This is a genomic window from Sphingobacterium sp. ML3W (assembly GCF_029542085.1).
Taxonomy (GTDB): domain Bacteria; phylum Bacteroidota; class Bacteroidia; order Sphingobacteriales; family Sphingobacteriaceae; genus Sphingobacterium.
The window spans coordinates 3,863,772-3,879,498 of record NZ_CP107036.1; the positions used below are offsets into that span (position 1 = coordinate 3,863,772).

Annotated in this window: 8 protein-coding genes; 3 read left to right on the forward strand and 5 right to left on the reverse strand. The window is 41.7% G+C overall.

Annotated elements, in window-relative coordinates; all coding sequences use genetic code 11:
• Positions 1 to 98: 98 nt before the first annotated feature.
• On the reverse strand, positions 99 to 1,196 hold the full coding sequence (locus OGI71_RS16415) for a dipeptide epimerase (protein WP_282250350.1): 1,098 nt from the start codon (positions 1,194 to 1,196) through the stop codon (positions 99 to 101).
• Positions 1,197 to 1,502: 306 nt separating this feature from the next.
• On the opposite strand from OGI71_RS16415, the gene gltB reads away from it, so the two are divergent.
• Together gltB and OGI71_RS16425 are read left to right on the forward strand one after the other, a co-directional pair.
• Positions 1,503 to 6,017 carry a glutamate synthase large subunit gene (gltB, locus tag OGI71_RS16420; RefSeq protein ID WP_282250351.1) on the forward strand — a complete coding sequence of 1,505 codons (4,515 nt, stop codon included), beginning with the start codon at positions 1,503 to 1,505 and terminating at the stop codon, positions 6,015 to 6,017.
• Between the two features lie 17 nt (positions 6,018 to 6,034).
• Positions 6,035 to 7,495, forward strand: a complete 1,461-nt coding sequence (locus OGI71_RS16425; RefSeq protein WP_282250352.1) for a glutamate synthase subunit beta — start codon at positions 6,035 to 6,037, stop codon at positions 7,493 to 7,495.
• Positions 7,496 to 7,643: 148 nt separating this feature from the next.
• Here OGI71_RS16425 and OGI71_RS16430 read toward each other — a convergent pair whose 3' ends face one another.
• Entirely contained in the window at positions 7,644 to 8,936 is a 1,293-nt protein-coding gene (locus OGI71_RS16430) for an esterase-like activity of phytase family protein (protein ID WP_282250353.1), read from the reverse strand.
• Between the two features lie 245 nt (positions 8,937 to 9,181).
• Here OGI71_RS16430 and OGI71_RS16435 point away from each other — a divergent pair, with 245 nt between their 5' ends.
• The gene (locus OGI71_RS16435; protein ID WP_282250354.1) at positions 9,182 to 12,229 is read left to right on the forward strand and encodes a VIT domain-containing protein; all 3,048 of its coding nucleotides are present in this window, start codon (positions 9,182 to 9,184) and stop codon (positions 12,227 to 12,229) included.
• 147 nt (positions 12,230 to 12,376) lie between these two features.
• Here OGI71_RS16435 and OGI71_RS16440 read toward each other — a convergent pair whose 3' ends face one another.
• The 3 genes from OGI71_RS16440 to tgt all read right to left on the reverse strand — a co-directional run bounded on the left by OGI71_RS16440 (position 12,377) and on the right by tgt (position 15,707).
• Positions 12,377 to 13,288, reverse strand: coding sequence for an EamA family transporter (locus OGI71_RS16440; RefSeq protein ID WP_282250355.1), 912 nt, complete (start codon positions 13,286 to 13,288; stop codon positions 12,377 to 12,379).
• 109 nt (positions 13,289 to 13,397) lie between these two features.
• Complete coding sequence (locus tag OGI71_RS16445) at positions 13,398 to 14,477, reverse strand: LptF/LptG family permease (RefSeq protein WP_282250356.1); 1,080 nt, start codon at positions 14,475 to 14,477, stop codon at positions 13,398 to 13,400.
• Positions 14,478 to 14,576: 99 nt separating this feature from the next.
• The gene (gene tgt, locus OGI71_RS16450; RefSeq protein ID WP_282250357.1) at positions 14,577 to 15,707 is read right to left on the reverse strand and encodes a tRNA guanosine(34) transglycosylase Tgt; all 1,131 of its coding nucleotides are present in this window, start codon (positions 15,705 to 15,707) and stop codon (positions 14,577 to 14,579) included.
• Between the last annotated feature and the right edge of the window lie 20 nt (positions 15,708 to 15,727).

Here is a 15,727-nt window from a genome sequence, read left to right on the forward strand (position 1 = left end):
AATATGCAGCCACTAAGAAAATGATAATAACAATAAGGACGGCAACCTCTTGGCCACCTATCCCCCAGTTCATACTATTCATACCTTCTTTATAAAAGTTAAATTACCCATTGCTCACAGCGATCCAAAAATACTTGGTCCATATCCGCGCCGATACCCGGTTCATCCGAAATATGGATTTTGTAGCCATCATATTGGATCCCCCCAATCACAGGGTCTTCCAGATGACCAACCATGCAGGTATCTAAATCAAAAAATTTGACATTGGGAGCCGCATAGGCGAAATGAACTTTTGCAGCCAATGCTAAACGAGACTCCAGCATCCCCCCAATCATACAGTTAATACCATACTCCGAAGCAACTTTATTGATTCTCAAGGCTTCTTGAATCCCCCCTGATTTTGAAAACTTAATATTGATGTAATCGCAAGCATCTGCTTTACAAAGTCGTTCGGCATCATGATGCGAATAGACCGACTCATCAGCCATAATTGGGACGATTGTCTCTGCGCGCAACTGAGGTAACAATTCATCATTCCAGGTCCGCATAGGCTGCTCACAAAATTGAATTTTAAACGGTTCTAACCCCTGTAAGGCTTCTACCGCATCTTCATAGGACCAACCTTGATTTGCATCGATCCGAATAGGCATCTCAAATCCTACCGCTTTACGTATTTCACGGATACGAGCCACATCTGTTTTCGGATCCTTGCCCAATTTTACTTTCAACATCACAGCCCCCCCTTCTTGCAGACGCTTAGCTTTCATAGCCATTTCCGCTGGAGACGCTATACCTAGAGTCATATCCGTTGTTATCTCACGTTTAGCTCCACGCAAAAACTGATACAGTGGAATACCCGCATGTTTGGCGGCTAAGTCATGCAATGCGATATCAAAAGCAGATTTGATCGTTCGATTTCCTGCGATATACAAATCTAGCTCAGCCAATCGTTCATCGATTGCCAGTGGATCCTTCCCTTTCCAAATCTTGGCAAAATCACGAGCCAAAACCAGACAGGTATCCTGTGTTTCTCCCACAATCATCGGAAAGGCAGAGCATTCACCGACACCGTAAATAGTTGTATCGGTAAGTACACGTATAAAGGTATTTTGCGCATAATCCATGGTTCCGGTTGCGATAACAAATGGTTCCATCGGGATGCTTAGCCGGTATATCTCAATTTCAGTTATTTTCATCTTATTGTCTATAAATTAAGTCATTTTGATAGCGCACCAACGATGTGCAATACTTTGCCTAATTTATACATATTATTGCAATCCCACGATGCTTTTTCCATATCCAATAAAAATTTATCGCCAAATGATGCATTATTCGAGGATCGAAAAAGCGTGTTTACACAATAAAACAATAAATACAATATCCATAACAAAAACAACAAAAAGAAACAATAAAACCAAAACAAACACATTTTTATTAGAATATTTATAATTTTATTCATTTTTATTCCTATATTAGCAATGTATAATATTTGAAAAGGAAAGATGATTCAACAAAGACCGAAAACGGAGGGCCTTTACGACCCTAATTTTGAGCATGACGCCTGTGGAGTAGGCTTTGTCGCCCATATCAAAGGGAATAAATCACACGCACAAGTAAAAGACGCCTTGACCATGTTGGAGAACATGGAGCATCGTGGTGCCTGTGGTTGTGACCCCGAAAGTGGTGACGGAGCTGGTATCATGATTCAGCTGCCACACGAATTTTTATGGGAAGAATGTATCAGCTTAGGAATACAGTTAGAGGAACCGGGTTATTATGGAACAGGAATGGTATTTCTTCCTAAAGAAGAAGGCATGAACAAAATATGTCGGGACTTGATTGAGGAAGCGGCAGCCGAAAGAGGTATGAAATTCCTTGGCTACCGTCCAGTACCAGTCAATCGTGAAGGTATTGGACCAACAGCGCTCAGTGCAGAACCTGAAATCGTCCAGTTTTTTGTTAGCAGACCGGATGGAGTTTCAAACACGGAAGAATTTGAACGCAAACTTTTTGTTCTACGTCGCCTGATCATTCAAAAAGTTAAACAACAACAAGAATACCCTCTCCCACTTTACTTTGCATCACTTTCTTGCAAAACTATCATTTACAAAGGTCAACTAACAACATACCAAGTCGGCACCTATTACCTTGATTTACGCGATCCTCGTGTGGTATCCGCATTTGGATTGGTACACTCACGCTTCTCGACCAATACTTTTCCTTCTTGGTCACTAGCACAACCATTCCGTATGTTGGCTCATAATGGTGAAATCAATACCCTAACAGGTAACCTCAATTGGTTTTACGCTGGAATGCGTGCCCTTTCGTCACCTTATTTCACCGAAGACGAAATGGAAATCCTGCTTCCTATCGTTGATCGAGGCCAGTCGGATTCAGCCTGTCTTGACAATGTTGCCGAACTCCTTTTACACAGTGGCCGTAGCCTGACACACGTCATGTTGATGTTGGTACCTGAGGCATGGGATGGTAATACCCAAATGGATCCATTGAAACGTGCATTCTACGAGTACCATGCAACCTTGATGGAACCTTGGGATGGACCTGCAGCACTGTGTTTTACTGATGGTAAACATATCGGGGCAACACTAGACCGTAACGGTTTACGACCATTACGTTATGCTGTAACCTCTGATGATCGTGTTGTAGTTGCTTCCGAAGCCGGCGCACTTCCAATCGAAGAATCTACCATTATTAAAAAAGGCAGGCAACAGGCAGGCAAGATATTTCTCGTCGACATGGAACAAGGTCGCATCCTGACGGACGATGAAGTAAAAGATCAATTGATCAACCAACAACCTTATAGTGATTGGTTGGACAACTATAAAATCAAGTTAGAAGAACTGGAAGAACCTCGTGTCACCTATACCTATCTTTCCAAAGAATCCGTTTTCAAATATCAGAAGACATTTGGCTTCTCCAGAGAAGACCTCGAAACAATCCTGACGCCAATGGCATTGACCGGATACGAACCAACTGGTTCGATGGGTTCGGATGTTCCGCTCGCTATTCTTTCTGATCAGCCACAACATATCTCAAGTTACTTTAAGCAATTTTTCGCGCAGGTAACCAACCCACCTATCGATCCGATTCGCGAGCGTTTGGTCATGAGTTTGGCCACCTTTATCGGTAATGCGGGGAACATCCTGATCGAGGACAAAAAATTCTGTCACTGCGTGACCTTACCTCATCCGATCCTCACATCCAAAGAACTTGAAAAATTACGTTCTATTGATACCGGATTGTTTCAGGCAAAAACCATTCAGTCCTATTTCCGTTCAGACGGAAAGCCGGGTTCGCTGGAAGCAGGTTTAGAGCGTCTATGCAGATATGCCGATGACGCTGTACGTGATGGTTTTCAGGTATTGATACTTTCGGATCGTGCCATAGATTCCAAACATGCGGCCATCCCTTCTTTGCTTGCCGTATCAGCAGTCCACCACCACTTGATCAAGACCGGTAACCGTGGTGCTGTAGGACTAGTTGTCGAAGCCGGCGATGCTTGGGAAGTACACCACTTCGCCTGTCTATTGGCTTTTGGTGCCACAGCGATCAACCCGTATATGGCACTGGCAAGTATTCGTACCATGAAGGAACAAAACACCTTGGATACCGAACTTACCTGGCCCGAGCTATCCAAAAACTACGTAAAAGCAGTTAACAATGGACTGTTGAAAATTTTCTCCAAAATGGGAATTTCAACATTACAATCTTATCACGGAGCACAGATCTTTGAAGTACTTGGTATCGACAAATCTGTTGTTGATAAATTCTTCTGCGGCGCAGTATCTCGTATCGGTGGCATGACACTGGATGATCTAGCTAAAGAGGCCTTATCTAAACACTGGCGTGGATTTGAAAAAAGCCGTACACCACAGAACCTATTGCCGGAAGGTGGTATCTATCAATGGAAACGTCGTGGCGAAGGTCACTTGTGGAATCCAGATACCATTCACTTATTGCAGCAAGCATGCCGGACCGGAGACTATGCCACGTATAAAAAGTATGCAACCAAGATCAACGAACAGAAAGAACATATGTTTACCCTTCGTGGACTATTGGATTTTGCTAAACATCGCAATTCCATTCCATTGGAGCAAGTTGAGCCGGCAAGTGAAATACTAAAACGCTTTGCTACCGGAGCGATGTCCTTTGGATCTATCTCCCACGAAGCGCATAGTACCCTTGCCATTGCCATGAATCGCATTGGTGCAAAATCAAACACAGGTGAAGGTGGAGAAGACGAATTGCGCTATCAACCACTTCCGAATGGTGATTCCATGCGTTCGGCAATCAAGCAAGTCGCTTCTGCACGTTTTGGGGTAACATCAAATTACCTGACACAAGCGGACGAGCTACAGATCAAAATGGCACAGGGTGCAAAACCGGGTGAAGGTGGTCAATTACCAGGACCTAAGGTAGATGCCTGGATTGCGAAAACCAGACACTCTACACCTGGCGTTGGTCTGATTTCTCCGCCACCACATCATGACATCTACTCCATCGAAGATTTGGCACAGTTGATCTTCGACTTGAAAAATGCCAACCGCAAAGCTAGGATCAACGTAAAATTGGTATCTAAAGCTGGTGTAGGAACGATTGCTGCTGGTGTTGCTAAAGCACATGCTGACGTTATCCTCATCGCGGGTTTTGACGGAGGAACAGGAGCTTCACCAATTAGTTCGATCAAACATGCCGGACTACCTTGGGAGCTTGGGCTTGCCGAAGCACATCAGACGCTTGTAAAAAATAAGTTGCGTAGTCGTGTTGTTTTACAGGCCGATGGTCAGGTAAAGACAGGTCGAGATATCGTTATTGCAACACTATTAGGCGCCGAAGAATGGGGTGTTTCCACAGCCGCATTGGTGGCTGGTGGCTGTATCATGATGCGCAAATGTCACTTAAATACATGCCCCGTCGGGGTAGCTACACAAGATCCTGAATTGCGCAAACTTTTCTCTGGAAAACCCGAAGATATCGTTAACCTATTCACCTTCCTCGCCGAAGAAGTACGTGAGACCATGGCATACCTTGGTTTCCGCACCATCAACGAGATGGTAGGTCGTGCGCAGTTCCTGAAAAAACGTGAAAATATCGACCATTGGAAAGCAAAGAAAATCGATTTTACAGATATCCTACATGTAGAGCGCAATGAACCAGGACAATCGCTGTACAATACAGAGGAGCAAGATCACGGCATGGCCATGATTTTAGATTGGGGATTATTGAAACAATCCAAGCTAGCGTTGGAAAGCAAGACACCTGTATTTGGAACTTTCAAAGTAAAAAATACCGACCGTACCATCGGAACAATGCTATCCAATGAGATCTCCAAATTATACGGATCTGAAGGATTACCTGATAACACCATCAATTTCAAATTTGAGGGATCTGCAGGTCAGAGCTTTGGTGCGTTTTCAACAAAAGGACTTTCCTTTGAATTGCAAGGAGAAGCCAATGACTACGTTGGTAAAGGCTTGTCGGGTGCGCAGTTGGCCATTTATCCGGTAACGGAAAGTGCCCTTGTACCTGAAGATAATATCATCATTGGTAATGTGGCATTATTCGGGGCTACATCAGGACACCTATTCGTCAATGGACAAGCTGGTGAACGTTTTGCCGTACGTAACTCAGGGGCTACTGCTGTCGTCGAGGGTGTGGGTGATCACGGTTGTGAATATATGACAGGTGGTCGAGCACTGATCCTTGGTGCAACAGGACGCAATTTTGCGGCCGGGATGAGCGGTGGTATTGCGTGGATTTACGATATCAACGATGACTTCCGCGAAAACTGCAACCTAGAGATGGTTGATCTGGATCCATTGGAAAGTGAAGATGAAACAGCGATCATAGCTTTATTGAAACGCCATGTATTGTTGACAAATAGCCGTAGAGCAGATTTTATCTTACAGAACTGGTCCCGGGAAAAAAATAAATTCATAAAAGTATTCCCTAGGGAATACAAAAATGTCATTCGTCAAAAATTAGTTGAAGCATAAAAAAGGAAGCACAGATCATGGGAAAAATTACAGGTTTTAAAGAATTTGAGCGCGTGCTTCCAACAAAAGAAGCTGTTGAAGGCCGTGTACAGCACTTCAAAGAATTTAATAAAGGATATTCTGAGAATGAGCTGAATAAACAGGCTGCACGATGTATGGATTGCGGTATTCCATTTTGCCATTCAGGCTGTCCATTGGGCAATGTTATTCCTGAATTCAATGATGCGGTATATGACGGAAAATGGGAAGAGGCATACCAGATCCTGACCTCAACCAATAACTTTCCAGAATTTACAGGCCGGATATGTCCAGCACCATGCGAATCTGCTTGTGTGCTTGGAATCCATAGCACACCGATCACAATCGAAGAAATTGAAAAACATATCATTGAGATAGCATTCAAAAAGGGCTATGTTAAAGCCCATAAGAGCTATTTAAAAACAGGCAAGCGTATTGCTGTGGTTGGTTCTGGCCCTGCCGGACTTGCCGCTGCAGCACAGCTGAATAAAGCGGGCCATGACGTCACTGTTTTTGAACGTGACGATCAGGTCGGTGGTTTGCTCCGATATGGTATTCCAGATTTCAAACTGGAAAAGTCTGTTATCGACCGCCGGATTAATTTAATGAAAGAGTCAGGAATTGAATTTAAAGTAAATACAGAGGTCGGAAAAGACATAAGCTTCTACGAATTGAAAGCTTATGATGCTGTAGTATTGGCTACTGGATCTACCGTACCTTGGCACATGCAACTACCTGGACATGAAGCCAAAGGAATACACTTTGCCATGGATTTCTTGAAACAGCAGAATCAAGAAGTTAGCGGTATTGATATTGATCAAGAGCGTATTCTGGCAACAAACAAACATGTCGTCGTGATTGGCGACGGCGATACAGGTTCGGATTGCATTGGTACCTCCAACCGTCATCGTGCCAAGAGTATTACACAGATCGCCCGTAAACCGACTCCAGCAAAAGAACGTTTAAGAAACAATCCCTGGCCGATGGACAAAGTAACCTTCGGAACCTCCTCTTCGCAAGAGGAAGGCTGCGAGCGTCTTTGGGCAACGGAAACACAAGAGTTTGTTCATGACGAAAATGGCCATGTCAAAGCGGTAAAAATTAAGGAAGTTCAATACGAAGTCGATGAATTCGGACGCCGTACAAGATTGGGTGAATCCGAAGTTCGGGAAATTCCAGCTGATCTGGTTTTATTGGCTATTGGCTACAAACATACCGAGCAAAGACTATTGGAGCAACTCGGCGTACGTGTGGACGAAAAAGGAAATATCCTGGCAAACGATAAAGACTACCAAACTTCAGTGGAAAATATCTTCACAGCAGGTGACTGCCGTAAAGGACAATCCTTGGTGGTCTGGGCGATTTCTGAAGGCCGGGAGTGTGCACGAAAAGTAGACGAATACCTCATGGGTTATTCCGAACTTGAAAGCAAGGATTTCCTAGCCGCACAAAATGCTTAGCTATTGAAAAATCTAATATATCCTTCTGCGCAATGAGAAAGTAAATCAATAGGCGCAGTCGATGCTTTAGATTTTTAAATCAAATACAAAAACGCCTTCTGATATTAATTATCAACAGGCGTTTTTGTATCTAATTTAAAATAAATAATTACTTTATCGGAGTCTTTAATTTAATGAAGTAGATGCTATTCTTATCAACAGTGTTTATCGCTGGTAATATTTTCGATTTATAAATCCCCTCTCCCGTAACGCCAAAATCATCATCGTTACATACCGCAATTAAAGACGAATTAATAACAGCCAATCCTTCGGCTTTGTCATGCGGATACAGTTCTTTGATATCCGTCATTAAATCAGCCACCAAAGTTTTGGTTACAGGCTTAATATTATATTTAGCCAAAGTAGTGGCATCTTTTAGCTCTTCAACGCTCTTATCATCAAACAGTCTTCCCTTTTCACCATTCTTATCATCAGATATATCCGTTGCTCCCGCAAGGTCTATCTGATAAATCTTTTTAAACACATCCTTACGTGTTGCCTCTGTTGCGTATTTGTCATCACGCTCCAGTACAATAAAAGTAGAGTTAGACACCGCAGCAATCTCACTTACTGCCTGTAAATCGGTTCTTTCCATCATATACACATACTGTTTCGTATTTCCTGTCGCAATATCCATGGTGACAATGCGTATGACAAAAGAATTCTTCACCGCATCCTTAGAAGGGTTATAAAGAGGAAATTGCATAATACCGACCAAGGTCTTTCCATCTGGTGTTATGGTCAATCCCTCCATCCCACGATTTGGGCGACGTTTGGCAAATACCAATGGTAATTTCTTTCCTGTTGTCCAAGGATTGATCCGCTCAATCTCCTTTCCAGAAGCATCAAAGTGAACGATATGTGGCCCATACTCATCACTTACCCACCAAGAGCCATCGGCAGCTCTCGCCAGGCCTTCCGAATCGATGCCGTCTTCGCTTTTTCCCAAATCCTTTCCATTCGTATCCAAAGCGTTCTCTCCCGAACCACCTTTACCCTCAGGGTTCGGCAAGCCATTCAATTTTACACCATTTTTATTCTTTAATTCAATTGCTGATTCAAAAACCAACACATTATCCTTTAATCGAAATTTACCGATCTGCGGCGTAAACATCGGGTTAGCAAAGACTTTGCTATTTTTTTCTGTACCATCAATATTTGGTCCGCGATCCGTCAAAAGATAAAATACTGTTTTATCATTCGGATCCTGAACCATAGAAGATCCATACCCACCATTATACACCTTGACCTCACCAACCGTACCCAATACTTTTGGATCTGTGGCTACAGCCTTATCCGGATAAGTTAAACTGACAATTGGATCAATAATCTTTGACACATCATTCTTGCTGCAGGAAGCACACAAAAGAGCAATCCCCAATACACTGTATAGTCTTTTCATAATTTATTCTATTATCCTGCAAACATAAACCTCGCATATTAGGCAATCATTAACAAATGTTTAAATAACTTACATCCACCGACCAAATCATAATGACAAATAAAAATAGATTGCCTTTATGGAATTTGCTTTTTCATTGCATCAAAGAAAAAATAGGCAAAGGAATTGGGGGACGAACAGTATTGATCATTGTCAAACACCAGACCCCAATTCCGATGGAAACAAGCAGATAAACAATTATTCAAATGAAAAAGACAGTATTAGCCCTCCTCATCTTATTGGTATTTTCCAATGTGGATACAAAGTCTCAAATAAAACCCGGCCGTGAGGTACCCAGCTTAAAAATAAAAAATGAGCAACGTGTAGATGCAGCAAAACTCGTCGACCTAAAAGTGGCTGTCAGTATTTTTGGAAATATTGCAAAAACATCCATGACCATGACTTTCGAAAACACGACAAATCGGGATCTCGAAGGGGAACTTACTTTCCCGATGCCTGAAGGTGTTTCCGTTAGCGGTTATGCCTTGGATATCAATGGAAAATTACGCCAGGCGGTACCAGTAGACAAAAACAAAGGCACCGAAGTTTTTGAAAGTATAGAAACACGACGAGTAGACCCCGGGCTACTTGAAAAAGTAGAAGGAAACAATTTCCGAAGCCGAATCTATCCCCTACCTTCAAAAGGACGACGTACGATCCAGATTAGTTATTCCGAGAACCTAACACCAGAATCCGATCAGGCGTTATACTATTATCTGCCTTTGAACTATAATTCCATTATTGAAAACGTCGAGCTGAACATCAACGTTTATCAAGGCAATAAAAAGCCAAGCTTTACCGAGCAACCCGATGGTTCCTTGGCTTTTTCTGAACAAAACCATAACTACGCTGCTACATTACACAAGCAACAGTTCAAATCTTCAAAAAATCTCGCGATTAAACTCCCTTTAAACGAAAACGCCGTCTCAGGATTAAAACAATTCAACCAGGATGGCAGTTTTTACTTTCTAGCCAATGCAAAATTGGAAATACCTAAACAAACGCAAAAAAAATGGGGCAACAGCATAGCCATTATTTGGGATCGTTCATTAAGTTCAAAAAATAGAGATCTGGAAAAAGAGTTCAGCCTCCTGGATCAGTTTTTCAGTGAAAATCAGAATATATCAGTGGATCTAGGCTATTTAGATATACGTTTCAGCAAAGCCCGGACATTTCAGATCAGCCAGGGAAACTGGGAAGAGTTGAGAAATCAGCTGAAACAAACAGTTTATGATGGTGGAACCGACTATAGCCAAGTAAAGAGCGGAGTGCTACATGGCGCAAATTATCTCTTTTTCAGTGACGGACTTTCTACATTTGGCCAGAGCAAAATTGTGCTTGATCAGCCTACTTATTGCATCACCTCTTCAACCAGCTCAGACTATGCTAATCTCAAACAAATTGCCCAGACTCATTATGGGAAAATGGTCAATTTGACAAATACAACAAGCACTCAAGCCTATAATACGTTAAATTCGATCGACCTCCTCTTTTTGGGAGTAAAAGAACAATATGCTTTTACGGAAATCTATCCTGAGAAAGGCTCACCTGTTCAATCCTATTTTTCTGTTTCGGGACTTGGCAAAGACAGTGGGGCAAAAGAAATCACACTTTTAGTTGGTGATGGCACCCAGATAATTAAAGAAATCAAAGTTCCATTAAAGTCTGACAATGGGGAGGTCGATCTGCAACAGATCTGGGCACAAAAGAAAATAAATGCATTAGACATCCAATACGAAGACCATCGGGATGAAATCGAAGCAATCGGAAAGCAATTTGGCATTGTGACACGGAATACCAGTTTAATCGTTCTGGAAAATGTAGAAGATTATATACGTTATGCAATTACACCGCCAGTGGAGCTGCTTCCCGAATTCAATCGTCTCAAAAAAGAAGAACGCATAGAAAAGGAAGAACGCGTAGCAGATTTATTGACACAGGCCCAAAATATCACCGAGCAGCTCCAATCCTGGTGGAATACCGACTTTCAGCAAAAAACGAAATACCCACAACGGGATCGGTCAGGTCGGTCGACTCATACAACTATTGCCCAAGACGAGCCCACTGCAACTATTGTTGCTCCCCCAATACCGTCTCGTCCTTCGGCAAGCCCAGTGGCTACACCCGCGGTCGTGGAATCCAGATCAGCAGAGGGTGCTAACAACAAGAGCGTGTCTGCGTCCGCCAATTCAAGAGCAGCTAACGCAACAGTCAGCGAAGTAGCGCTGGAGGAGATCTCATCCACCGACGCACTTAAAGAATCCGTCACTGTAAATGCTGTTCAAGCACTAGAAGGGCGAGTCGCTGGAGTACAGGTAGCGAATACCCGCGATCAGGTATCTGGAAAAATAAGTATTCCCGAAATTAAGGAAGACAATACCTACCTAAAGGAGCTTAACCAAGCCAAAGATCCTTACAAAAGCTATCTTCAGCTTCGGGATCAGTATATGGGTACACCAACGTTCTATTTTGATGTCGCCAACTTCTTTTTCAAAAGGGGAGATAAACAAAAAGCATTGCTTATCCTAAGTGCCATGGCAGACCTCCAAATTGAAAATGCTGATCTTTACAAAACCATTTCATACAAACTCAGGGAATGGGGAGACGTCGACAACGCGTTGTACATAACCGGTAAAGTATTAAAATGGCGACCAATGGATCCACAGAGTCATCGTGACTACGCCTTAGTATTACAGGATAAGGGCCGTTACAACGAAGCCTTGGAAGAACTTTATGGCATCTTGATACAAAGCTATTCAGCGGAAGCCGCAAATAGAGATGATGGCATTGAAGAAATCCTTGTCATGGAGATAAATAACCTCATTAAACTTCAGAAAAACGCAACGGCTAAAGTTGCCGTAGAAAAGAAACTTGTCGCTGATCTACCTGTTGACATCCGGGTAGTCATCAACTGGAATTCCCAAAACACCGATATTGACCTCTGGGTAACAGATCCAAATGGAGAAAAATGTTTTTACAGCAATCCCGCAACAGCAATTGGAGGTCGATTAAGCAATGACTTTACGGGAGGCTACGGTCCAGAACAATTCCTATTAAAAAAAGCATTGAAAGGAAAATATAAAATAGAAGCTGATTTCTATAACGTTAGTTCCTTGACTCTGGCAGGTCCTGCTGCTGTGCTAGCTGAAATCTTCACCTATTATAGTTCAGGAAGACGAGAACGGAAACTCACGACAATCTACCTTGATCGTGACAAAGAAAGAAATATATTAGTGGGTGAATTTGTGTTTTAGTTCACCCGAAAGATAGGATTACTGAGAGATTCAAAAAGAAAAAGTAAGCCCGCTGCGAATTGGTTAGTTGAAATAGAAATGCAAAAGAACATAAGCAGATGGTGAAAGAAAAAAGGTGTCCGGAGTTGCCGGACACCTCAGTAATCTTTAATGCAATTTACGGATGATAAGTTCTTTTTGTCTTTTCTCCAGTTTCGTTTTCACATAAGGGTAGGTAAAAACAGCACCGAGAACGATACAGGCACCAAGGTAAAATCCACCGCTCATCGTTTCTTTCTGACCAAAGATCAACATAGCTAAAAGTATACCATAGACAGGCTCCAGATTGGTAGTTAATGCAACCGTAAAAGCAGATAATTCCTTCATCACTGCTACCCCCATCACATAGGCAACCGCCGTACAAACTACGCCTAATAATAAAAGATAAATCAGATCCTGTTGTCCCAATTTCATCTCAGCATTAAAATCTCCTGTAAACAGCATGAGTATACTGATCCAAAAACATGCTCCCAGCATTTCATAAAATGTGATCAGCGTTGGGCTGGATTTCTTGACCATTCTTGCATTGGCAATGGAAAATATACTTGCACAGAAAGCGCAACCGAGACCGGCCAATAAACCGACCAAATAATGAGTCTCGAACGAAAATATAGTATAAATCCCTACAATAATCACCAGACCGACGACAATATCCAGTAATGCGATACGTTTTTTGTTTACAATAGGTTCCAATATGGCCGTAAACAATGTCACCGAAGACAAAGTAACCAGTGTTACCGAGACGGTAGATACCTTAATGGAATAGAAAAACAAAACCCAGTGTAAACCGACAACGGCCCCGACCATAAAAAACTGAAGGAACTGTTTTCGAAAAACCAATATTGATTGTTTGGTCAACAGAAAATAGACCAACAAGGAAATAGACGCAATCGCCACACGATACCACACCAGATGAATAGCAGAAACAGAAATGAGACTACCCAAGATCCCTGTAAACCCCCAAATAAGGATTGTTAAATGCAGAATTAGAATATTCCGATTTAGTTGAATTTTAGACATATTCAATAGAATATAATTTATTTTGTAATGGCAATGAAAACGATTAGGAGCAGCACTTATTTTTCCCTTTGATATAAACTGCTTAAGCTAATGATGATATGAATTGGAATTATTTTGGAGCCTTTATCGTCAGATAAATTGCCACCAAAAAGAACGTCACATTAGGAATCAATACCGCAACCAATGGTGGCAATCCTCCTTTCAGCGAAAACATGGTCGCAAATTGAATAAAAACAATATATGTAAAACTTAAGCCGATTCCGATACCCAAACTTAAACCAATCCCCCCTCTGACCTTTTTGGAAGAAAGAGCCACCCCCATTAGGGTCAAAACAAAAGCGGAGAATGGATAGACATAACGTTTATATTTCTCCAGCAACAGATCGTTCATTACCCCAGTCCCCCTTGTTTCCTCTTTATGAATACGAATATTGAGTTCACGGGTATCCATTGCAGTAAACATATTATCCCGTAATTCAAAATCCGATGGTTTCATGTCCAAGGTCGTATCTTTGACCGTTCCTTTGTCCATTCGCTCATGTAGACCATTAATAATACGATTGGTGTATCCCTCAATTTTCCATTTTGTCGCCACAGAATCCCATGTGATACGGTCTGCCATCATCTTCTCCCTCAATGTATCCCCCTTGAAAATCTCCAATACAAAACCATAGCCCGTTTTGGTGGTATTATCAAAATTATCAATATACACATAGCTGTTTTTATCCAGCTGCATATGCGTTGAGACACGAGAATTATCTTTCAATGGCTTCACATAGATATTCTCAAAATCTACCTTCATTTTATTGGTATGCGGAATAATGAAGATATTGAACACCAAAGAAACGATAAAGATCAATGTTGCAGATATCATATAAGGCCGCAACAAACGGTTGAAACTGTATCCCGCACTTAATATCGGAACAATCTCGGTCTGATCTGCCATTTTTGAGGTAAAAAAGATAACCGCAATAAAATTAATCAGTGGACAGAGAAAATTAAGATAGAATGGAATAAATCCAGCATAATACTCAAAGATAATCTTATCTAAAGGTGCCTTATATTTCAAAAAGTCATCCAATCTTTCGGACACATCAAAAACAACCATAACCACGGTGAATATGGCCATCGTGAACACAAATGTTGTCAGGTACTTTTTGATGATGTAACGATCGATTAACGAAAGCATATTGTTAGATTTGAGTATTAAGATATGAGATTTGAGACTCTACTTCTGCAAGCCCAGGGCTTACATACTTTATCTATATTTTATTTTTATGTGACTCTATTACAAACGTTGATCCAAAATTTTCACCATTTTATTTTTCCAGTCATAGAATGTACCATCTATGATTTTCTCCCGGGCTTGATTGACCAACCAAAGATAAAAATGTAAATTGTGTAATGAAGCAATTTGCGCTCCTAAAATTTCCTGTGATTTTATCAGATGTCTTAAATAAGCCTTTGAATAAAATAGATCAGTATGTAAATCACTTTCTGCTTCAATAGGCGAAAAATCATCTTTCCATTTTTCATTCTTGATGTTGATGATACCATTTTGTGTAAACAACATACCATTTCGCGCATTACGCGTTGGCATCACACAGTCAAACATATCAACCCCCAAAGCGATATTTTCCAGGATATTTACAGGAGTACCTACCCCCATTAAATAACGCGGTTTTTCTTGAGGTAGAATATCACAAACCACCTCGGTCATCGCGTACATTTCCTCTGCCGGTTCACCCACGGATAATCCACCAATTGCATTTCCATCCCGATTAAAGGATGCTATTGTCTCTGCGGATTTTATTCTTAAATCTTTATAAACCGATCCCTGCACTATAGGAAATAATGTCTGATCATATCCATAAAGGGGATCAGTGCTATCAAAACGATCTACACAGCGCTTCAACCAACGATGGGTCATATCCAAAGAACGACGTGCATAACCATAATCACATGGATAAGGTGTACATTCATCAAATGCCATAATGATATCTGCACCGATAATACGCTGCGTATCCATCACATTTTCTGGTGTAAAAAGATGTTTTGAACCATCAATATGCGAACGGAAAGTAACTCCCTCTTCTTTAATCTTACGCACCTCTGTCAATGAGTATACTTGATAACCGCCTGAATCCGTCAAGATCGGACGATCCCAACCATTAAACTTATGTAACCCTCCGGCCTTATTCAGCACATCCAATCCCGGACGCAGATAAAGATGATAGGTATTACCTAAAATAATCTGTGCTTCAATATCATTTTTCAACTCATGCTGATGAATGGCTTTCACCGTACCAGCGGTGCCAACAGGCATAAAGATTGGAGTTTGAATGGGACCGTGTGCAGTTTCGACAACACCCGCACGTGCTTTTGATAGTGTATCTTGTGCTTGTAGCGTAAATTTCATTAATATTTTCCTCTGTGACT